The following is a 20922-nucleotide window of genomic DNA, read 5'->3' as shown; positions in this document are numbered from 1 at the left end:
TTATTATCCTTCTTTGACAATGGCTTTACGTTGTCGATAGTATAGATGAGCTTGAAAAATACTTGTTAAAAACTGTTTTTGGTATGACCATGATATATTTTGCTCCCGTTCGCTCTACTACGCTTGCTATCGTAAAACGGTGGCGTCCTTCGTTACTTGTAGCGTCACTATGCGTGCTAATCGTAGGCTGTGATAGTGCCTCGTCCAATACCGATAAAGACATGGTATCTACGTTCGCGTCGACTGGTTCTGAGTCGCAGGAGGCTTCACAATCATTGCAAAATGACAATGCTAAGAGTGCTGAGCTAGCGAGTGATGATGAGACAAGCGAAATGGTGGAAGGGCAATCATTAATTGCTGCTGCTCAGTCAAATAAAGATACCTATGCAGACAGCTCTATGGAGCGATCAGAAGCAAAAAGCAGTATGCTGCAAGCAACATTGATGGGCGATTATGGCGGCATGGTCTCTTGTACAGATTGCGACAGTATCGACGTTACATTGAACTTATTCGCCGATGGTTCCGTACTAAAAGCAAGTTATTACCATAATCCTGAAAAACCAAAAACACCCCTACTCGAATCGGGTATCTACCGACAAGACAATGATAAAATCACCATTGTCTATGAAGGGAAAAATATCGAGACCTACCATATCCAAGACAATCATTTGATACGGATCGATGAGCACGATAATTTAGAGGATGACTATACGTTATCACGAAAATAAAAGTGTCATCATGCTGACTGTTAGTTGGCGTATCGCTGCATAATAAAACGACCAAATTATATTAGCTACATAGCGCCTACTTGTTAGGCGTTTTTTATTGGTCATCGAACAGGCTTTACTTTACAATGATTGCTTGTTTGCCAAGCTGATATATTGGTCGTTGTTTATCAGAGTGGTTATTTTTACTGATAACAGCTAGGCACCTCATACTTTATTTTATCAGCTCTCTATTCTTTTCATTCAAGCGCGTACGGAACGTCTATGCATATTCATATCCTTGGTATTTGTGGTACTTTTATGGGCTCACTGGCATTGCTAGCACGTGCGCTTGGGCATACGGTCACGGGTTCAGATGCCAATGTCTATCCTCCTATGTCCACTCAACTCGAAAATGCTGGTGTGACTATCGAAGAAGGCTATCTGGTAGAACACTTGCAACCAACGCCAGACTTAGTCGTCGTTGGGAACGCAATGAAGCGCGGCATGGATGTGATTGAGTATATGCTAGATAATGGCTTGCGCTATACCTCAGGTCCGCAGTTCTTATCTGAGCAAGTATTGCAGTCACGCCACGTAATCGCCGTTGCAGGTACGCATGGTAAAACCACAACCACGACTATGCTTGCGTGGATATTACATTATGCTGGTATCGATGCAGGGTTTTTGATTGGCGGTGTACCACTAGTTGATACGACTGACGAGCATTTGCAGCAAGTGTTCGCGCACAGCAGCTATTTGGGAGCTGATAAAAGCGCTGATGATAAATCTGGCTACTTTGTGATTGAAGCAGATGAGTACGATTCTGCCTTCTTTGATAAGCGTTCGAAGTTCGTTCACTATCGTCCGCGTACTGCTATTTTGAATAACCTTGAGTTTGATCATGCAGACATCTTTGCAGATCTCAATGCGATACAAACCCAGTTCCACCATATGGTGCGTATGATTCCAAGCACTGGCAAAATTATTATGCCAGCCGCGACCATTAGTTTAGAAGATACGCTAGCAAAAGGGGTTTGGACACCTATCTGGCGTACTGCTGTTATCGACTCTACTTTAGCTGATACCAGCGACAATGCGCGTGCTCTAAAAGATAGTAGCGATTGGCAGGCTGAGCTGATTCAAGAAGATGGTAGTAAGTTCAAAGTCAGTTTTGCCGCTAATGAAGATGCCTCTGCTATCGTAAACTGGTCAATGAGCGGTATCCATAACGTCAATAATGCATTAGTTGCTGTAGCTGCTGCCTATTATGTTGGTGTCAGTGTTGAGACTGCTTGTGCTGCTTTATCAGATTTCGCTGGTATCAAGCGCCGGATGGAGCTGATTGGCGACGTCAATGACATCTTAGTCTTTGATGATTTTGCCCATCATCCAACAGCTATTACAACCACATTGGATGGTGCCAAAAAGAAGCTGGCTGATAGACGTATTTGGGCTATCATTGAGCCGCGTAGTAACACCATGAAAATGGGTATTCATCAAGACAGCTTGGCTCAATCAGCGGCACTTGCTGACTACACATTATGGTACGAGCCTACTGGTTTGGAATGGGGCTTAAAAGAGGTCATCGAACAAGCTAAGGCTACTAGTGACTCTATCGGCAACCAACAAGTGTTATCAAGCATTGATGCTATTATTGAGCATATCAGCGGTCATGCAAAAGCAGGTGACGCGATTGTGGTTATGTCAAATGGCGGTTTTGAAGGGATTCATCAGCGTTTATTAACCGCATTGCATAACGGCTAACGCTTATAGTTAAGATAAAGAAGCAGCTCTTATAAAGAAACAGCTCTTCTTATTTTCCTCTATACAAACGCAGCCATCTAATAGATGGCTGCGTTTTTTACTTCTAATATTTATATGAGTTCGGCACTACAGGTACCATGTTGATAAACGTTGTTAGCACCACTGCTACCTTTGTAACCTTTCGTTTACTTATTGCCCTTACTCGATAGCAAATCGGACTTTTTCCTCACATAGCCCCTACAGTAGTAACATTTTATGCTTACTTTTGCGTCCGAGGAGTGTTTACAATAGATTAATCAAAACTTGTAACACATTATAAATATTAATAATATTAGGAGAATAACATGAGCTTTATTTGGATGATTATTGTAGGTTTAGTCGCAGGTTTATTAGCACGTGCTATTAAACCAGGTAACGACCCTATGGGCTGGATTATGACTATCGTATTGGGTATCGTTGGTGCAATGCTAGGTGGTTTCCTAGCTGGCCTAATCGGTATCAACGCTGATGGTGGTTTCACTGGTCTGATTTTCTCAGTGATCGGTGCAATTATCCTACTGTTCCTATATGAAATGATTGTAAACAAACGCCGTGCATAACTAGTTATAAACTGTGCGTAATTAATTACTAGCTAATTAAAATACTATATAAACAAAGCCTTGCGTTAAGCAGGGCTTTTTTATGCCATTTATCATTGAAATTTAATTTTTCTATATGCATATAGCATCATATGACTGCGAAAGTATTGATAAGCATTACTTTTGTCCCCATTTATCTTATAATATCAACCCTATTTTGTCCTTATCTTTGAGGTGAGCGTTATGGCACTACTCCCTATCTTAAGTTACCCAGATCCTCGCTTGCGTACTATCGCCAAGCCTGTCAAGGAAGTGACTGCTGAAATCAAAACCTTAATCGCAGACATGATCGAGACGATGTATGATGCTCAAGGCATTGGGCTTGCAGCCAGTCAAGTGGATCATCATATTCAGCTTATCGTTATGGATTTGTCTGAAGACAAAAGCTCTCCTAGAGTTTTTATCAATCCAAAAGTCACGCCACTGGTAGAAGAAAAGCAACCGTATGAAGAAGGCTGCTTATCTGTACCTGATGTCTATGACAAGGTCGAGCGTCCTAATAAAGTCCGTATTGAAGCGTTAGATGGTAACGGTGAGGTCATCGATGAGGTCGTTGAAGGACTGCTTGCTGTTTGTATCCAACATGAAATGGATCACCTAAATGGCGTAATTTTCGTTGACTATTTGTCTCGTCTTAAACAGACTCGTGCTCGTGATAAAGTCCGCAAAGTTCTTAAAATACGCGAAAAGCAAGAAGCACAATCAGCAGAAAAACAGACACAAGCCGTCAATTCTTAAAGCCCTACTCTTTATTCTTATCTTTTTATTTCGTCTTTATCCTTCACATAGTTACGTCTACAGTGAGTGTTAATATTTAGCATTCACTGTTTGGCGATAACTTTTATAACCGATACAGTTTCCACAAAAGGTTTACTACTATGACAATGATCAAAATTGACCAATATTTTGAACCTGCCAGCTGGCAGAAATTTACCAAGGCTGCTGAAGGTCGCGAGACGCCTTTTTTAGTAGTTGACCTTAGTCGTATCGAAACCAAATACCACGAAATGGTAAGCCTGTTTCCTAACGCTAAACTGCATTATGCAATGAAAGCTAGCCCTGCGGTGGAAGTAATCAATTTACTAGCAAACCTTGGTTCTAACTTTGACTGTGCCTCTATTTATGAGCTTGATCGCGTGCTTGGTTGCGGCGTTGATCCATCTCGTATCTCGTATGGCAACACCATCAAAAAAGCTGAGCATGTTAAATATGCTTTTGAGAAAGGCATCGATCTATATGCGACTGATTCAGAAGCGGATCTAAAAAACATTGCCAAACATGCTCCAGGCTCTAAAATATTTGTTCGTATCTTGGTTCAAGGCTCAGAGACAGCAGAATGGCCATTGTCACGTAAGTTTGGTTGCCATCCTAATATGGCAATCGACCTACTGGTTCAAGCACGTGAGTTGGGCTTAGTGCCTTATGGTATATCGTTCCACGTTGGTAGCCAGCAAAAAGACGTCGCTGCATGGGATGATGCATTAGCCAAAGTTAAATATATGTTTGACTGGATGAAGAACGAAGAAGGCATCAAGCTACAAATGATCAATTTGGGTGGTGGCTTCCCGACCAATTACATTAGCGAAGTCAACCCTATTAAAGTCTATGCGGAAGAAATTACCAGCTATCTGACTGATGACTATAATGATGACGAAATGCCAGAAATTATTTTGGAGCCGGGTCGTTCGTTGGTTGGTGGTTCAGGCGTGTTGGTCAGTGACGTGGTACTGATCTCTCGTAAGTCTGATACCGATTTGACTCGTTGGGTATATACCGACGTTGGTCTATTCCAAGGCTTAATCGAGACGCTAGGTGAAGCTATCAAGTACCCTGTCTATACGCCCAAGATGGAAACATCTACCAGTGAAGGTACAGTAGTATTGGCAGGCCCAACCTGTGATTCAACTGATATTATGTATGAAGAAGCAGGCTATCAGCTACCAGAAGAGCTTGAGATTGGTGACAAAATCTACTGGCTCACTACTGGTGCTTATACCAACTCTTACTCATCGGTAGAGTTCAATGGTTTCCCACCGCTCGAAGTGATTTATATTGACTAGTACTTAACACTGTTTCACAAAAAAGCGCGGCACGGTTAATACTCGTATCGCGCTTTTTTGTGCGTAACGACTTAGTAACTAGTCAACTCGCAAAGAAATAGGCACGCTATTATTGTTATCAATAGTTCGGCTACCGTTGCTGGTGCTACTGCTTGAGTTTTGTGAAACTTGCCCAATCGTCACCCATTGTCCACGTGGCACGATAATCGTACTGTTAAATCTTTGACCCCGAATAGCATTGCTAGCATTGCCAGTAGAATTATCAGCAGAACTCATTTTATTATAAGGTGAATTCGGCTGCACTAACCTTTCTTCTACTTGGGAGAGTTGTACTTCCACCTGTCCATTGGGCAGCAGTCTTGGTGTGACAGCAATACCTTGCGTCGTTGGCAGTAGTATTTGCTGCTGAATCACAATCTGTGGTCTTAAGTTATCGCTAGCTGAACGATGATAAGTTGAATAGTTATTAGCATTGTAGGTTTGAGTCAGTGAGTAGAGCGTACCTGTGCTGATACTCGCCGCACTGCCAGATAGTGTTTGTACTTGATATAGATTATTACCCTGCTGCAGGCTGCTACGCTGACTAATAACCCCTGCACCTTGGATACCGCGATTGGTAATAATGACCTGACTTTGCTGAATATTGCCTTGTCCGCTACTACTATTGCCAACACGTACGGCGACCGCCAATGCCTGTGGCTGACGGTCAATTTGAGACAATAACTGCTGTACCGCCTGATAATTGCGTGCCGTCGCTTGTAGTACCAATTTATCTTGATACGTAGTCACCGTGCCACCGTCAGGACTACTATTTAATTGTTGCCTTACTGCAGGTAACAGACTAGCCCCACCATAAGTATGGATAACATAGGTTTGAGCAGTGCTAGCTTGTACGGTTACTGGTAGAACCGCTAGACTCAGTGCAAAAGCTGATAGGTTCGCAAGGTTGATGGTACAAACAGCACCAATCAGTCTATGACTAATATAACGTTTGATACTATTCATACCTGCTCCCTTGCTGCTATTAAGTCATCGAACCATCAGCCATAACGCTAAACTTGACCGTCAACCATAAGTAGTTATTAGTCACTTAATCCAAGTACGTCCTGCATATTGTACTGACCTACTTCCTGCTCAACGACCCAAGTTGCGGCACGTACGGCACCAGCGGCAAATGTCATGCGCGCGCGTGCACGATGGGTAATCTCAACCACTTCGCCATCTGCGATAAACATCACAGTATGGTCGCCTACGATTTCGCCGCCACGTACTGCATGAATACCAATTGTCCCAGATTCGCGCTCGCCAGTTTGTCCTTCGCGGCCATAAATAGCGACGTCTTTTAGGTTCTGTCCGCGCGCTTCCGCGACGGCTTCGGCCATCATATACGCCGTACCAGAAGGCGCATCAATTTTATGCTTATGATGGGCCTCAATGATTTCTACATCAGCATCATTACCAAACGCTTTGGCAGCCATCCCGAGTAGCTTCAATGATAAATTAACGCCTGTCGAATAGTTGCCCGCATATACGATAGTGATTTTCTCACTAGCTTTTGCCAGTACTTGTTCTTGATGTTCATTGAATCCTGTGGTACCGATGACCATAGCAACATTATGCTCAGCACAAACTTGCATGTTTTTTTCAGTGGCGTCAGGCAAGCTAAAATCAATCAGCACATCGATATCATTAATCACAGTGGCTAAGTCATCAACGATTTGCACATTTAAATGGCCGATAGCAGCAACTTCGCCTGCATCAGCACCGACTAGGCTAGAGCCTTGACGCTCAATCGCTGCTTTTAATGTAGTTTGTGGGTTGTTCTGTACGGCCTCAATAAGCATACGACCCATACGGCCGCCTGCACCGATTACCCCAACGTTGATAGATTTATTATTCGATTGTTCGCTCATGTTTTTACCTTAGATGTTTTATATTTGGTGAAACTATTTTTGACTATATTTATCGTAAGTTTAGCAAATATCATCGTACGAAGGGCTTTTTATACCATCAATAAAAAGCCCAAAGGTTTCACATGAAACCTTTGGGCTTAGTTTAATACTAGCTACTTAGTTAGATTACTTCTTAATCGAATAAATCACCGATTTTTTTGAAGAATGACTTCTTATGTGGCGACTGTTGGTGCTTGCTATCGTCATCCAAAGTATCTTGGAATTGGCGTAATAAGTCTTTTTGCTCACGAGTCAGATTCACTGGCGTTTCGATAACCACACGGCAAATCAAGTCACCTTTCATGGTAGTACGGACTGGCGTTACACCTTTACCGCGTACACGCAGTAATTTACCGCTTTGCGTACCTTCTGCCACTTTGATTTTTACTTTACCATCTAAGGTTGGGATTTCTACTTCTTTACCCAGTGCTGCATCAGTGATACTTACTGGTACATCCATATATAGGTCAGCGCCTTGACGGGTAAAGACATTATGCTGTTTGACGCGTACTTCGACATATAGATCGCCGTTTTGTACACCAGCGCCACCCGCTTCACCTTCGCCAGCTAGACGAACGCGATCCCCATCATCGACGCCTGCAGGGATAGAGACTTCTAAGGTGCGTGATTTGTCTTTTACGCCATTACCATGACAGTCTGAACAAGGGTTTTTGATCTGTTTACCAGTACCGCCGCAATGAGGACAAGCTTGCTGTACCGCAAAGAAACCTTGCTGCATACGTACTTGACCTTGGCCATGACAAGTCTGACAGGTAACCACATCAGACGCATTTTTTGCCCCTTTACCATCACAGGTATCACAAGGCGCAGGAGCCGTGAAACTGATTTCTTTTTTGCAGCCACGTACAGCTTCTTCTAATGTCAGCTCAATCACATAACGCAAGTCAGAGCCGCGACGCGTACGCCCACCGCCGCCACCACGTTGCTGACCGAAGATATCACCGAAGTTACCAAAGATATCGCCAAAGATATCTTGGAAGTTGCCGCCACCTGCGCCGCCGAAGCCGCCGCCACCCATGCCGTTTTCAAAGGCTGCATGGCCCATACGGTCGTAGGCTGAACGTTTCTCTTCGTCGCTCAATACTTCATAAGCCATTGAAGCTTCTTTGAATTTGTCTTCCGAATCAGGATCATCAGAGTTGCGATCTGGATGGTATTTCATGGCAAGCTTACGGTAGGCTCGCTTAATTTCTTTGCTGTCAGCGGTCTTGCTGACACCTAATATTTCATAAAAATCGCGCTTACTCATGCTCTCTCCTATCGTCTTTACAGCCACACCGGCTCGTCAAATCATCAGCTCAATTGATAATTGTCTTAATCTTATTCGTGGTTCTTAGCTAACGGATATGTATAACGTTTCACATGAAACATAACAATTCACCATGCTATAGAACCATAATGCTTAGACTTAACCAACAAATACGGTGAAGGCTGCTTAGCCAAATCAATTATAAAAAGTTTGCGCTATTTATGGAGATGGTCTGCTGATTTATCAAGCTCTTAAATGATGAAATTAGCAGTTGGCCTCGCTGCGGCAAAAGCCAAACGATTCATTAAGGTTACTGCAAAGCTTTTCGTACCTGAGCGATGCCCAGTCGTGCTAATATTTACCGCCACATCTACGGTCATTTATACTCATAGTGATGACGCTTGCGACAAGGTATTAGGTCTTATGAAAAAGCTGGTTATTCTATTAATCATCATTGCGGTAGCAGTATATGCAGGCTCGCCTTACTACAGCGCTTATCAGCTCAAAAACGCTTATGACGATAAAGACGGTGCCACTATCGCCGCGGCTATTGATTATGAGCAAGTGCGACCAAGCGTCCAAAATCAGCTAACCAGCCAATTTGCAACGACAATGACTAAGTATCCATTAATTTCTGAACTAGGCGGTGAGCCGTTGACCCAAGCCGCGAATGGTTTTATCGCGCAGGCAGTTGAAGGTGCTATCACCCCACAAAATATCGAAAAGGTAATTAATACCCAAGGTCAAGCCAATACAGCAACCAAAGAGCTAGCCGCAGCATGGGCCATCGCTAGCGATCAAGTTGACTTGAAAAACCTAATTCAAAGCTTAATCATTCAGCGCGGTGATGTCGATGCCGTGGTCAAAAGCCAAATGCAGCAAGTCATGAAAAAACAAGCTGCCGAACTTGAACAGCATGTCGCCCAAGGCAATGACAGTGAAAAGCCAACGCTTAGCTACTGCGGTATCAACTGCTTTAGTATTAGTGGTCAGGTAAAAGGCTACCCTCTCACTATCGAGATGCAGCGTGAAGGGCTTATCAATTGGAAAATTATTGATATTGTCTTACCATAAATTATTTAAGACAGCTTTTGAGATACAAAAATGTCTGAATAGAACCAAAAAAACCGCCCTATGAACTGATTCATAAGGCGGTTTTTTTACATTGTTTAACAGTCCAATATCTTAAAGTTTTGAATTGCTAGAACACCCAACCATACCAGTCGATTATTCAACACCCAAGAATTCTAGAAATTCTGGGCTTTCAAAACTCGCTTGATATAGCACGCCATCTTCACGATAGATTGCAGGCGTCGCCATTACCGCGAGTCCAGCTGCTTTTTCACGATTAGGTGTCACATGGTCAACTGTACAACTTGCTGATGCAGGCGTCATTTCACCCTGTAGCATCGCTTTGTCAAATGCCTGACGACGACTGTCTTCATCCGCTTGGCACCAGATACCACGCATCTGCTTCGGTGACGCATCATATATCGGATAGCCGATGACATTGACCGTCACGCCTTTTGCATTGAGTGAGGGCACTTGCTGATGTAATCGGCGGCAGTAAGGGCAGTTCACATCATCTGCCACATAGATAACGGCTCTCTCAGTAGTGGTCGCTGGATAAGTAATCAGCTGGCTTTTGTCCAATGACGCAAACACCGACTGGTTTTTATGTTTTTCAAAGTTCTCATCGAGGCCGATAAATTGACCGTTTTCGATGACTGATATTTCACCATCGGTAATATACTGCGCATCATCTGATAGTAAAAACGGCACGCCTTCTAGGGTTGCGCCCCAGATGACCCCCGGTACTGCGGTATAAAAGAATGGTGTTTTCGCGCTCATGTTCTTAAGCGCCGCCATATTTGCTAGCATAGACGATTTGACTGAGGCACTGACAGGTTTGCCTACTTGCGTACTCGTGCTACGTACTGGTGTTTTGGTGACAACTTGCTTACTTGGGTTTTTCTGTAGCTCACCCTGAATGACGTAACGACCATCTTCGGTGATGTGCAGCGGCAACTGGCCAGCCAAATTCACTTGATACATATTGGGCAGTTTGGATGGCACAATAGAAGTAATCTTTGTTTTGATGCCTGCTTGGGTCAGTACTTGGCGCAATCGCTTATCGACAGTTGCACTCACTGTTTGAGCTACTTGCGAATTTGTAGTGCTTTGCGTTACGTTATTGCTATTAGCATCTGCTGAACTTGGCTGAGCGCAAGCAGTGGTTGCTAATAGTATGACGCTGATTAGGCTAGCGGACTTTAATACAGGTAATGTCACAGAGAGATTCCTATCTGGTTTTTAATAATGGCAGTTTTTAATATTAAGACCAATTCCAAATCTACCACTAAATCTACCACTAACTGAAAGGTAGCAATCCACTTTCTGATTAGTCAGGTTCTTGGAATTGGTTTAAGGGTTGTCTGTCATAAAAATATAGATTAAAAAGACTGTAGCATATGGGATAGTTTTGCAAAGCGCAAAATGGCTAAAGTCGCAAAACTGCTACTTAGCTTTAAGAGATAGGCAACACAGGTAGGTAGTAGACATAAATACAATATAGTAGACCGCAAAAAGCAGCACACTGAGTAGCGGCTGCTAATGGGTTTAAAACGATAATTTCAAGACAAATACTAATGCCAAAGCTTAATAATTTCAGTGCTCATTGATTAAAACTTGGCAACTTCTTCTGGCGTTAAGAAACGACTATCGCCTTTTTCTAGCCCTTCTAGATTGATATGACCGATACTGGCGCGGTGCAGATCGGTGACTCGATTACCGAAGTAACCCATCATACGTTTGACCTGATGGTATTTGCCCTGCTCCAATGTGAGGCGTGCATGTTTTTCATCAATGAACTCAAGAACAGCAGGCTTGGTTGGCTCGTAATCACCTTCAAGCAAGATGCCTTCAGCCACTTTCTTAACGGCTTTTTCTTGTGCATCACTATCCATTGCATCTGCCAAAGTCAGCTCATACACCTTGGCATGCTCGTGCTTAGGACTGGTGACACGATGTAGCCAGCCACCATCATCACTCATGAGCAATGCGCCAGTAGTATCGACGTCGAGACGTCCGGCGATACGCAGACTGCCCAATTCTGGTACAGCAATCAGTTCGGTGACGATTGGATATTCTTTAACTTTTAGCGTGCATTCGAAGCCTTCAGGCTTATATAACAAGATATAGCGATTGCCCGCAGCAACCGACAACGGCTCGCCTGCCCACATCACATCATCATTGACGACATCAACATGTAGGCCAGGATCTTTAACCACTTGATCGTTTACGGTGATTTCGCCGGCGTGCATGATCTTCTTTGACTCTTTACGCGACAGCTCAGTGGCTTTACTAATGAATTTATCTAAACGCATACTATTTACTACCATCGGTTTTATTATACCAGCCCTAAATCAGAAACTAACGACGCCAACACTCAGCCGTGAGCGGCTCGTTATCTTCGATGGTTAGAAATGGTACTATAATGAAAAATTAAATGAACACTGTGCTCAATACAAAAGCCAGTGAAAGTCAGACCAGTTTAACATATCCAACCTAAGCCTGATGAAATATGAGCTATCAAACGCTAAAACGTGCCGTTACCACGCGACTCGAAATTAAAAAATCTGAGTTTATCGCTTACGCCTATCCGGTGACCTCTCGCGATCAAGCAATGTTTCACGTGGAACAACTGCGAGAGCAATACCCCGATGCACGGCACTTCTGCTGGGCATACATCATCGGTGATCCAGATAATACCACTAGTGCTGGTTTCGATGATGATGGCGAGCCAAGTGGTACAGCGGGTCGACCGATATTGAATGTGCTACAACATAAGTCAATCGGCAATGTGATTATCATCGTAGTACGTTACTTCGGTGGTATCAAGTTGGGTGCTGGCGGTCTCACCCGTGCCTATGCAGGCTCTGCCCAAGCGGCCGTCGACGAGATGATACTAAACCCTTATGTACCAATGACTCAGATTCAGATACTGGCAGAGTTTGCGACTGAAGCACAATGCCGCTATATGATAGAGAGCCTTGGCGGTCATATCGATGATGTCGCCTATAGCAAGCAAGTAACCCTAACCGCCACACTTGCTGAAGCAGATGTCGAAAATTTAAAAGAGCGTTTAGCAATGGATGGTCGAGTATTGGACAAGCCAGAAGAATAAAAATCTGACTAGCTATTCTCGTCGCAAACTTTAGACAGTTCTCTTTTCAATACATTTATTAGCTTTTTACAGAAATTGTTTTTCAGTAAATGATTTTTAGCAGCTACTTCTCAGTAACTGCTTTCAGTAGCTGTTTTCAGTAATCATGCGTTCACTGAAAATCATTGGTTTTCACAGGTACTGGCGTTATGATAAAAAACCTTACCACGCTACTCTATTTGTTTTTTCACGATTATTAAATAAGACCAATATATGTCAATTTCAACCAAACCATTCTCTCCAGCACCTTTTAAGCCACCATTTTGGCTAACTAATCCACATCTGCAAAGCATCTTACCTAAGTTTTTTGCGCCAAAGGCACCGACCTACCGCCGCGTGGTCGAAAAAGACTCATTGGACGAGAGTGATATTGCTTATGACTTCTATGATGCGCACCCTATAGAAGCATCAAAAAATGGCGATCTTGAGCAAACCCCATTGATTGTATTATTCCATGGGATGGAAGGCAGTAGTGACAGTCATTATGCTCGCGCACTAGCATACCAAATGCACGCGCAAGGCTGGCACTTTGTGGTGGCACATTTCCGTAGTTGCGGCGGTATTCCTGCTAGTGGACGGGTGTTTTATAATGCAGGTGATACGGGCGAAGTGCACTACATGCTGCAAAACCTAAGCGAAAAATACGCCAATATGTATGCGGTCGGTGTCTCTTTAGGTGGCAATGCACTGGCAAAATATATGGGCGAATACGAAGACAAGGTTCTTTGTAAAGGTGCCGTAGTTATCTCTGCGCCAGTCGATATGTCATCAGCGGCGCTTAGTATGCATAGCTTTTTGAGTCATCGTATCTATACGCCTTATTTGCTCAACCCAATTATCAAAAAAGCGCTTGCCAATGACATTACTCAAGAGGAGATCGACTCGATCAAAGCGGTCAATCGCATCAGTGACTTTGATGATATCTTTACCGCGCCGCGTCATGGCTACCGCTCTAACAACCACTACTATCAAGCCTCGTCCGCCCTTCCCTATTTGATCAAAGTGACCAAGCCTTTATTACTCATCAGTGCAAAGGACGATCCGTTTATTGGCTTTACCGCGACACCAAACGATGTCTCTGATAGCGTCACTATCTTAGATACTGAGCACGGTGGACATATCGGCTATTTGCGTTATCGCTCAGATGAAGGTCGAGCAAAAAATAATACTAATGGCAAATCTTCAAAATTTGATATCAACTGGATACCCGAAACGGTTAGTGCGTACTTCAATTGGATTGGGGTCGAGTCACGTAAAAAATAGGCCTAAGTAACCCTGACAATAGCTCCTAATCTAACGACTTTTAATACTATCCTTTAAACCTTCGAGACGACTTTATGTACCCATTTATCCGTTATGCTAGCACCATCGCTCATGCTGCTCTAAAAGCAAAAAAGGGCGACACACTGACGTTTAAGGACACCAGTGAGATTCAGTTTCGCTGCCGCTTATCCGATATAGATAATTTTTTGGAAATGAATAACGGCCGCGTATTTACGCTTTATGATTTGGGTCGTATGGACTTTGCAGTACGGACTGGGCTTGGCAAGCAGTTGTTAAAACAACGCTGGGGTTTGGTCATCGCTGGCAGCACTATTCAATACCGTAAGCGTATTCGCGCCTTTCAAAAAGTCACGCTCAAGACCAAAATCGTCGGTATCGACGCGCGCTGGTTGTATATAGAGCAATCAATGTGGGTCAAAGGACAGCCTTGCTCATCTGGACTACTGCGTACTGGTGTGACCAAGGGTGGTAGAGTAATCGACACGGCACAAGTACTGGCTGCGTTGGGTCAGTCTGAATGGGATCTACCGCCAACGGGTTACGTGGCTGAGTGGATCAAAAGTGATGCTGATCGTCCGTGGCCGCCTGTCGATACAGCTGACTAACTTAACTTTATAAAGCAGTAATCCATTACTTTTATCTTATTTAACAGACGGTACAAGCAAGCAACCTTATAGCTACTATTTCATAACAACTCATTATATAAATATATATAATAAATGTTAGGATAGTAGTGAGTACATACTCAGATAAAACAAATATAGTCTTATAAGGAGAATAATATGGCTAATACAACAGATTATGTCGGTACGTTATTTGATAATAGTGAATCAAACCCAAGCAAAATTACTTTAGCGTTTACTATGGCAGGCGTGGCACTGAAAAAAGGCCATTCTGCTACTGTCATACTCATGGTGGATGCCGTACATCTGGCAAAACCAAACGCGCTAGACAATGTAGATATTGGCGATCCGTTTGAGCCAGCTGGTGAGTTACTAGAAGCCTTTATCGAAAAAGGTGGACAAGTACTGGTCTGCGGCGCTTGTATGAAACACAACGGCGTAGAAGAGTCAGATATCGATAAGCGCTTTGAAGTGATTAGCGGTGATGATGTGGTTGAGCTGCTGATGAATGCGAAAGGGTCGTTGCAGTTGAATTAAACGGTAAGCAAAGTTAGTTAATAAAGCTATAGAAGTGGGTCAGTTTTCTTAGTCATCGTTGGATGGTTTGGAGGCCGGTTCTTTTTTTGTAATGAATAAATTTTCCACATAGATTGAAATTTTGAGTAGGTGCGCCCAGCGCACCGATTTTTTATATTATTTTAATTAAGCAAGATATCAGATTAGGTCTGAGCTAGTATAACTAATGACTATGTTCAAGAAGCTTATTAATAGTAATCTAATTTGCATTAATATTACGTAAACCTTGGAACAGTATCGATAAGCTTTTCATTAATATTGTAACGACCTAAAAACTTGTCAAAACTAAAGTTTATTTGACTAAGTGCCTTTTTAACACCAGTCTCAACAATAGGATGACTATAAACATAACCATCAGTTAAATTAGAGTTTTGGAAGAAACGACCTAATGGGTCTACCATAATGTATGAATCCGTCATCTCATTGTTGTCCTCTGATGCTATGATGCTTTCAAAATCTGCATGCTTATCTAAAAATACACTAAACATTGTGTCTGTAATCGTTGAAGTATAGCCCTGGCTGGGTAGTACCTTAAATATTTTCCATTTAGAAGGATTAACATCTCTAATAAATCCCGATAAATCTTCATTAAAATTATTACTATTAACTACCGTATTGATTTTTATATCTATCTCAGGGTTTAGCTTTCGCAAAGCATGGATATCGCTACGAACTTTGTCAGTATCCATTACCTTGTTCTTCTCAGATCTCCCGATAATCAAATTAGTTTTATGGTTTGTAGAATCCACACTGAAACCTATCCAGTCTAGATTTTCAGCTATTAGTGAGAGCAATTCAGCATCTAGACGACTGCCATTTGTAATAGCGGACACACGAAAGCCATAACTTTTAGCACGCTTTATTATATGAATAGCTTTGGCTTTATATAAGAATATCTCGCCACCAACTAAGTTTAATCTAACACCATCAAATTTAGTATTTTGTTCGTCTTCCAGTATAGTCTTCAACTCAAAAATTTCGTCTAACAGCTTATCTGTCAAGTATTCATCATGAAACAGCTCTTTTCTGCCTTGTTTATCCCACTTTGCGAAACAAAAATCGCAAGCGTAGTTGCAAGCTTCTGTAAAATGCCAATTTATAACGAGCTCAGATGTATTATTCATATTTATATCTCTATTAGTATGATTTATATTGATGATGGCTATCCGTATTGTAGGTAGTTACTAGATTGTTTCCACAGACCACTACCGTTACTCCTCCTTTGTTCATCATTTTTAATGCCAAACTCCTGAGTTGTACCAGCCTATTGATTGCTTTAGCTATAATAGTTGAAACTCTATAGTGCTCATATTTCTTATAAATTGAACGAAAGCTTATTAATCTAGTGTCTAGCTCGTTTAAATAGTCATCCAGACATCGACGGTCAGTTATATATTTATCTCCCTTAATAACTCCTATCTCTAGAGTCAAATCAACCATGCTTTGGACAATGCCACGATTATTCATCCGCTGTGCCATATGGGTTGTAACTCTCATAAATACCTCCTATCTATAGACCATTATTATCACTACAGTTGAATAGTACTATAATAGTAAGGGAATTAAAGTAGAATATAGATATGGAACAACTCATTAATATCTTATTCAAAAATGTTAAATTATTATTTAGATATGGTTTGAATTTTTATATCAATAAATCGTATCTATTTAATAAAAATATTATAATTTTATATCTTATATACTTTTTAGGTACTATTTATAATCATCTTCGATATATTAAATACTTACAAACTATATCGCCAAATCATTTAAAGCAAGACTACACATAGGAAAATATGAATGAACTCAAGTTACAAAAAAAACGATGAGAGCCTAATAAATTTAAATCTGGAAGTACTAGGAGTACGTGATAAGGATATTGATAGTATTGTCAAAGAGACTCAAAACGTTAAAAAGATGGTGTTTGAACAGGTATTTTTGGTGATGCTATACACAAGACAGCTGATGTTGCACCCTAAAAATGGTGCAAATGTTAAAGCTAGATTGAAGCTTATTGATATTGTGTTTAGAATTCAGGATTCATCTAACGGAAGTGAGGTCTCAAAGGTTAGAACTGACATATTGCAAATGATGGAGGCTAATGAAGGCAGTAATGATTTCATCGCTTATTTGCATTCTTTAAAGCTTAAAAATGAGACTAATAGCGAGGCTATCGACACTATCTTATCGTCGATACAAGAAGAAAAAGTTGCTTTTGCTCCTCTTGGAAATATTCATGGCAATAGTTATAAGTTCATAAATACAGATAGACAGTATAGCTATTATGAAATGTATGCATCTCTTAGATATACCATGACGATTTTCCAGAAATTCCTTAATCAAGCCACATATGACGATAATGTTATAAAACGAGCATTATTTAAAAAAATAAAATCCAAGGCTGAAACCAAAGACTTCTATAGACCATCTTCACAGGATGGAAAGGATATACTTTCTGGTGAGCAAAAAAAGATATCAGATCTTTTAAGTAATCAGAGTTATGCAGAGTTAGTCAAAGAATTCGAACTCCTACATAAAAAAGAGTTACTACAAGATATTAGAGCAGATATAGCAATTGATTTAGGTGTCTGGGCAACAGATATTTTTCGCCGAATCTATGACTCAAAGTATATTGGAGGACTAGAGTACTCCTCTCAATACAATTATTTGAATAATGTAGACTTATTGGAAATAGACAACGAATCAGAAGATAATGTCATTGTTTCTATTGATAAGATAATATTAGAGGATATCTACAAGCTCAATCAGTTAGATCATTTAGCAGATAGTATTAAAAATGCATTGATCAATAGTCTAAAATCTGAAAAAAGAACCATTGGGAATCCTGTTAGCTCAGATAAGGAGTTTCTTACAGAAAGCTTAAACAAGGCTAAAGACAATAATGAGAGTGCATTGACTCAATTAAGCGAATGGTATGCAGAGAACTCTATTGGTTTTTTTAAAAAAATAGATCAAATACCTAAGGCTATTGTATCTATTATAAATTTTGATCTTTATAACCCATTGAGTGATGTGAATTGGAGACTAAACGATGCTTTAATGTTAGACCAAGCTTATAGCTACAAAAAACAGATAAATAATCAGGGGCAACCTTATTTTAGAAGGAAAAGCCCTATAGCAGAGCATAATAAGCTTGTAACCTATTTAACCTCCTTATTTTTACACTTGAAAATGAATCATAGTTTAATATCTTATCAATTTTTCGATTTACTGCAAGATATCAAAAAAGATAACCTAATACACTTCAATCATTCAGACTTTTTTGAAAATTCAATGATGTTTTCATGGAGTATTTTTAAACCCTCTACACCAGTAGAGAGTACTAATAATTCTTTTCAAGAAAAAAGTGACATAGAATTTGGCGAAGATGAGCAAAATCAGATGATGTATCGCTTTAAGAAGATACCAATATCTGTACGCAACAATGAAGGCCGTAAGGTAAAAATACTATCTAAAGACACTACTGAAGACGTTTTAGAGGCTTTAGTCAATTTTATTACCAATCAGCCTAGTACGAAACCTTATCCTTACAACTCTTCATTTCCACTACCACTAAGAATTCGGAAGAGATAATAGACGCAGTATTAATATCATAATAACTAGTGAGCTATGCTGAATAAACCATAGTCAAAATCTACCCCTTCTATTCAGCAACTAAATAAACACTATCTAACACGCGCACTGCCTACCTCTGCTACAGTAAGCCATGCAAACACCTTAATAAAAGGCTACCCATCATGACCTTACTTGATACTCTAAACTTAACCTACCCTATCATTCAAGCGCCAATGGCAGGTGCAACCACGCCTGAGCTGGCAGCGATGGTGAGTAATTTTGGTGGACTGGGCTCATTAGGATCTGGCATGACGGCGCCAAATGTTTTGACCAGCCAAATTGATACCATTAAATCGCTCACTAACCGACCGTTTATGATCAATCTCATGGTATTGTCTGAGCAAGAATCTACGACCTTTGATACCGAAATTCCCGCTTGGCTAAGTCAATACTATCAAGACAATAATATTGAATTTACACTACCTGAACGCCCAGCGCAGAGCTTCGCAGAGCAGCTAAAAGTGCTCTATGACAATCCCGTTCCCGTTGCCAGTTTTACCTTTGGCATTATCAGTGCTGAGCAAGTTCAGCGTCTGCAAAGTCTCGGCACACGCGTCATCGGTACCGCCAATCATCCACTAGAAGCGAAAGCATGGGCAGATATTGGCGCAGATGCGGTATGTGTACAAGGGGTCGAAGCGGGAGGTCATCGCGGTGGTTGGTTACCGCAAAGTGCAAGCGATCCATTGGGATTATTGACGCTGATTGGCCAGACCCGCGCCTGTACTGACATTCCTTTGGTTGCAGCAGGTGGCATTATGACGGGACAGGATATCAAGGCAGTACAAGCGGCAGGTGCTGAGCTTGCACAAATGGGGACGGCGTTTTTGACCACTGACCAATGCGGTATCAATGATACTTACAAACAAGCCTTACTCGATGCCAGTCACAGCATACGCAGCTCAGAAACCCAACTAACTCGATTATTTTCAGGTAAGCTCGCTCGTGGTTTATTAAACGATTATCTGCGTGATTTTACTCAATTTGAAAGCGCTGATGAGCTACCGCCCTACCCACAATTAAATGCCATGTCCAAATCTATGCGAGCTCATGCGTCCCAGAATATGGATGCAGAACATCAATCTTTATGGGCAGGACAAGGGGTAACTGTGGTCAAACAAGAAAGCACGTTTGAACTGCTTGAGCGACTGGTAAAAACGTTATAGGCTTAAATATTTTTATCAGTCCGCACTACTCTAACAAAAAATCCACCGCCGCCGCTGCATGAATAGCTGTGGTATCAAATACAGGTATGGGGCTGTCGGCTTGTTTGATAAGTAAACCAATTTCTGTACAGCCTAATATCACACCCTCTGCCCCTTTCGCTGCCAAATCTTTAATCACTTGACGATAATACTCTCGTGAGCTGTCTTTAAACTCACCGACACACAGCTCTTTTTTGATAATGCGGTGCACTTCTGCTCGTGCCTCATCTTCTGGTATCAATACTTGTAAACCCGCATCCATAAGACGCTGCTTATAAAAATCTTGAGTCATCGTAAACTGAGTGCCAAGTAAGGCTATTTTAGTAAGATTCTGGTTTTTGATAGCATCAGTAGTCGCATCAGCAATATGAGTCAACGGCAAGTCTGTGGCGGAGCGCACGTCATCGACCAGTTTGTGCATCGTGTTAGAGGCAATCATGATCCCTTGTACGCCAGCTGCTTGTAGACGTTGAGCACTGTTAGCCATTATCACACCTAGCTTGTCCCATCTGCCTTGCTCCTGTAACGTATTGATCAACGCAAAATCCACACTATGAATCAACAAATCTGCTGAATGTAGTCCACCAAGCTGATGCTTGATACCTTCATTAATCAGACGATAATAGCTCTCGGTACTCTCCCAGCTCATACCACCGATGATTCCTAATGTTTTTTGTTGAGACCCTCGTTGTTCTTGAACTGCCATACTATACTCCTAGTTGTTTTTGGTCTTAGTTATAGTAAGTTATCGTAGCAAAACCGACTGTTGAGAACGCGCTATTTTTAGCGATATTCGTTTTAAAAATGATTTCTTCAAAAAGCTTTAAAATGTTGCCTTAAAGACAATAATCATATTAGGGCGTGTCATCAATTAGCACAGTTATTTTAGAATAAGCTATAGTAACTCTATATTTAGCAATCTGAGTAAAACCCTCATGACAAGACGCCATGCCCTACGAGATGACCAATGGGCGAGAATTAA

Annotated in this window: 20 protein-coding genes; 12 read left to right on the top strand and 8 right to left on the bottom strand. The window is 41.5% G+C overall.

Annotated elements, in window-relative coordinates; translation table 11 throughout:
* Window positions 1–89 precede the first annotated feature (89 nt).
* The 5 genes from QL898_RS06130 (at window position 90) to QL898_RS06110 (ending at window position 5169) form a co-directional block, all read left to right on the top strand.
* Complete coding sequence (locus QL898_RS06130) at window positions 90–728, top strand: copper resistance protein NlpE N-terminal domain-containing protein (protein WP_290176181.1); 639 nt, start codon at window positions 90–92, stop codon at window positions 726–728.
* Between the two features lie 261 nt (window positions 729–989).
* On the top strand, window positions 990–2471 hold the full coding sequence (mpl, locus tag QL898_RS06125) for a UDP-N-acetylmuramate:L-alanyl-gamma-D-glutamyl-meso-diaminopimelate ligase (protein WP_290176180.1): 1482 nt from the start codon (window positions 990–992) through the stop codon (window positions 2469–2471).
* Between the two features lie 344 nt (window positions 2472–2815).
* A complete protein-coding gene (locus QL898_RS06120; protein ID WP_057757652.1) occupies window positions 2816–3070 on the top strand; it encodes a GlsB/YeaQ/YmgE family stress response membrane protein in 255 nt (84 codons plus the stop codon).
* A gap of 222 nt (window positions 3071–3292) precedes the next feature.
* Window positions 3293–3847, top strand: a complete 555-nt coding sequence (gene def, locus QL898_RS06115) for a peptide deformylase (RefSeq protein ID WP_057757649.1) — start codon at window positions 3293–3295, stop codon at window positions 3845–3847.
* 146 nt (window positions 3848–3993) lie between these two features.
* Entirely contained in the window at window positions 3994–5169 is a 1176-nt protein-coding gene (locus QL898_RS06110; protein WP_290176248.1) for a type III PLP-dependent enzyme, read from the top strand.
* Window positions 5170–5247: 78 nt separating this feature from the next.
* Here the strand turns inward: QL898_RS06110 and QL898_RS06105 are convergent, their stop codons facing one another.
* From QL898_RS06105 to dnaJ, 3 genes are all read right to left on the bottom strand, one after another.
* On the bottom strand, window positions 5248–6174 hold the full coding sequence (locus QL898_RS06105) for a hypothetical protein (protein WP_201547523.1): 927 nt from the start codon (window positions 6172–6174) through the stop codon (window positions 5248–5250).
* A gap of 77 nt (window positions 6175–6251) precedes the next feature.
* Window positions 6252–7082 carry a 4-hydroxy-tetrahydrodipicolinate reductase gene (gene dapB / locus QL898_RS06100; RefSeq protein WP_290176179.1) on the bottom strand — a complete coding sequence of 277 codons (831 nt, stop codon included), beginning with the start codon at window positions 7080–7082 and terminating at the stop codon, window positions 6252–6254.
* 172 nt (window positions 7083–7254) lie between these two features.
* Complete coding sequence (gene dnaJ, locus QL898_RS06095) at window positions 7255–8391, bottom strand: molecular chaperone DnaJ (RefSeq protein ID WP_201547525.1); 1137 nt, start codon at window positions 8389–8391, stop codon at window positions 7255–7257.
* 255 nt (window positions 8392–8646) lie between these two features.
* On the opposite strand from dnaJ, the gene QL898_RS06090 reads away from it, so the two are divergent.
* Window positions 8647–9465: a DUF2939 domain-containing protein gene (locus QL898_RS06090; RefSeq protein ID WP_290176178.1), complete on the top strand. Its 819-nt coding sequence runs from the start codon at window positions 8647–8649 to the stop codon at window positions 9463–9465.
* 153 nt (window positions 9466–9618) lie between these two features.
* On the opposite strand, the gene QL898_RS06085 is transcribed toward QL898_RS06090, so the two are convergent.
* Window positions 9619–10683 (bottom strand): disulfide isomerase DsbC N-terminal domain-containing protein, encoded by a 1065-nt coding sequence (locus QL898_RS06085; protein ID WP_201547526.1) that lies wholly within the window; start codon window positions 10681–10683, stop codon window positions 9619–9621.
* A gap of 389 nt (window positions 10684–11072) precedes the next feature.
* The gene (locus QL898_RS06080; RefSeq protein WP_201547527.1) at window positions 11073–11777 is read right to left on the bottom strand and encodes a 16S rRNA pseudouridine(516) synthase; all 705 of its coding nucleotides are present in this window, start codon (window positions 11775–11777) and stop codon (window positions 11073–11075) included.
* A gap of 197 nt (window positions 11778–11974) precedes the next feature.
* Here QL898_RS06080 and QL898_RS06075 point away from each other — a divergent pair, with 197 nt between their 5' ends.
* The 4 genes from QL898_RS06075 (at window position 11975) to QL898_RS06060 (ending at window position 15060) form a co-directional block, all read left to right on the top strand.
* Window positions 11975–12577: a YigZ family protein gene (locus QL898_RS06075; protein ID WP_201547528.1), complete on the top strand. Its 603-nt coding sequence runs from the start codon at window positions 11975–11977 to the stop codon at window positions 12575–12577.
* Between the two features lie 252 nt (window positions 12578–12829).
* The gene (locus QL898_RS06070) at window positions 12830–13879 is read left to right on the top strand and encodes an alpha/beta fold hydrolase (protein ID WP_290176177.1); all 1050 of its coding nucleotides are present in this window, start codon (window positions 12830–12832) and stop codon (window positions 13877–13879) included.
* A 74-nt stretch (window positions 13880–13953) separates the two neighbouring features.
* Entirely contained in the window at window positions 13954–14505 is a 552-nt protein-coding gene (locus QL898_RS06065) for an acyl-CoA thioesterase (protein ID WP_201606242.1), read from the top strand.
* A 177-nt stretch (window positions 14506–14682) separates the two neighbouring features.
* Window positions 14683–15060, top strand: a complete 378-nt coding sequence (locus QL898_RS06060) for a DsrE family protein (protein WP_102078217.1) — start codon at window positions 14683–14685, stop codon at window positions 15058–15060.
* 254 nt (window positions 15061–15314) lie between these two features.
* On the opposite strand, the gene QL898_RS06055 is transcribed toward QL898_RS06060, so the two are convergent.
* A complete protein-coding gene (locus tag QL898_RS06055) occupies window positions 15315–16223 on the bottom strand; it encodes a viperin family antiviral radical SAM protein (RefSeq protein ID WP_290176176.1) in 909 nt (302 codons plus the stop codon).
* Window positions 16224–16236: 13 nt separating this feature from the next.
* A complete protein-coding gene (locus QL898_RS06050; RefSeq protein ID WP_290176175.1) occupies window positions 16237–16596 on the bottom strand; it encodes a hypothetical protein in 360 nt (119 codons plus the stop codon).
* Window positions 16597–16899: 303 nt separating this feature from the next.
* On the opposite strand from QL898_RS06050, the gene QL898_RS06045 reads away from it, so the two are divergent.
* Together QL898_RS06045 and QL898_RS06040 are read left to right on the top strand one after the other, a co-directional pair.
* Window positions 16900–18693 carry a hypothetical protein gene (locus QL898_RS06045; RefSeq protein WP_290176174.1) on the top strand — a complete coding sequence of 598 codons (1794 nt, stop codon included), beginning with the start codon at window positions 16900–16902 and terminating at the stop codon, window positions 18691–18693.
* A 164-nt stretch (window positions 18694–18857) separates the two neighbouring features.
* The gene (locus QL898_RS06040; protein WP_290176173.1) at window positions 18858–19901 is read left to right on the top strand and encodes a nitronate monooxygenase; all 1044 of its coding nucleotides are present in this window, start codon (window positions 18858–18860) and stop codon (window positions 19899–19901) included.
* Window positions 19902–19926: 25 nt separating this feature from the next.
* Here the strand turns inward: QL898_RS06040 and QL898_RS06035 are convergent, their stop codons facing one another.
* Window positions 19927–20646, bottom strand: a complete 720-nt coding sequence (locus tag QL898_RS06035; RefSeq protein WP_290176172.1) for an aspartate/glutamate racemase family protein — start codon at window positions 20644–20646, stop codon at window positions 19927–19929.
* Window positions 20647–20922: the final 276 nt, after the last annotated feature.

The sequence above is a fragment of the Psychrobacter sp. APC 3279 genome (genome assembly GCF_030407795.1).
Classification (GTDB): Bacteria; Pseudomonadota; Gammaproteobacteria; order Pseudomonadales; family Moraxellaceae; genus Psychrobacter.
This window is presented reverse-complemented; position numbering and strand designations above follow the sequence as displayed.

Excerpts from the sequence above, each read along its gene's own strand:
- QL898_RS06130 (WP_290176181.1), top strand. The coding sequence starts at position 90 with ATGATATATTTTGCTCCCGTTCGCTCTACTACGCTTGCTATCGTAAAA.
- mpl (WP_290176180.1), top strand. The coding sequence starts at position 990 with ATGCATATTCATATCCTTGGTATTTGTGGTACTTTTATGGGCTCACTG.
- QL898_RS06120 (WP_057757652.1), top strand. The coding sequence starts at position 2,816 with ATGAGCTTTATTTGGATGATTATTGTAGGTTTAGTCGCAGGTTTATTA.
- def (WP_057757649.1), top strand. The coding sequence starts at position 3,293 with ATGGCACTACTCCCTATCTTAAGTTACCCAGATCCTCGCTTGCGTACT.
- QL898_RS06110 (WP_290176248.1), top strand. The coding sequence starts at position 3,994 with ATGATCAAAATTGACCAATATTTTGAACCTGCCAGCTGGCAGAAATTT.
- QL898_RS06105 (WP_201547523.1), bottom strand. The coding sequence starts at position 6,174 with ATGAATAGTATCAAACGTTATATTAGTCATAGACTGATTGGTGCTGTT.
- dapB (WP_290176179.1), bottom strand. The coding sequence starts at position 7,082 with ATGAGCGAACAATCGAATAATAAATCTATCAACGTTGGGGTAATCGGT.
- dnaJ (WP_201547525.1), bottom strand. The coding sequence starts at position 8,391 with ATGAGTAAGCGCGATTTTTATGAAATATTAGGTGTCAGCAAGACCGCT.
- QL898_RS06090 (WP_290176178.1), top strand. The coding sequence starts at position 8,647 with ATGATGAAATTAGCAGTTGGCCTCGCTGCGGCAAAAGCCAAACGATTC.
- QL898_RS06080 (WP_201547527.1), bottom strand. The coding sequence starts at position 11,777 with ATGCGTTTAGATAAATTCATTAGTAAAGCCACTGAGCTGTCGCGTAAA.
- QL898_RS06075 (WP_201547528.1), top strand. The coding sequence starts at position 11,975 with ATGAGCTATCAAACGCTAAAACGTGCCGTTACCACGCGACTCGAAATT.
- QL898_RS06070 (WP_290176177.1), top strand. The coding sequence starts at position 12,830 with ATGTCAATTTCAACCAAACCATTCTCTCCAGCACCTTTTAAGCCACCA.
- QL898_RS06065 (WP_201606242.1), top strand. The coding sequence starts at position 13,954 with ATGTACCCATTTATCCGTTATGCTAGCACCATCGCTCATGCTGCTCTA.
- QL898_RS06060 (WP_102078217.1), top strand. The coding sequence starts at position 14,683 with ATGGCTAATACAACAGATTATGTCGGTACGTTATTTGATAATAGTGAA.
- QL898_RS06055 (WP_290176176.1), bottom strand. The coding sequence starts at position 16,223 with ATGAATAATACATCTGAGCTCGTTATAAATTGGCATTTTACAGAAGCT.
- QL898_RS06050 (WP_290176175.1), bottom strand. The coding sequence starts at position 16,596 with ATGAGAGTTACAACCCATATGGCACAGCGGATGAATAATCGTGGCATT.
- QL898_RS06045 (WP_290176174.1), top strand. The coding sequence starts at position 16,900 with ATGAACTCAAGTTACAAAAAAAACGATGAGAGCCTAATAAATTTAAAT.
- QL898_RS06040 (WP_290176173.1), top strand. The coding sequence starts at position 18,858 with ATGACCTTACTTGATACTCTAAACTTAACCTACCCTATCATTCAAGCG.
- QL898_RS06035 (WP_290176172.1), bottom strand. The coding sequence starts at position 20,646 with ATGGCAGTTCAAGAACAACGAGGGTCTCAACAAAAAACATTAGGAATC.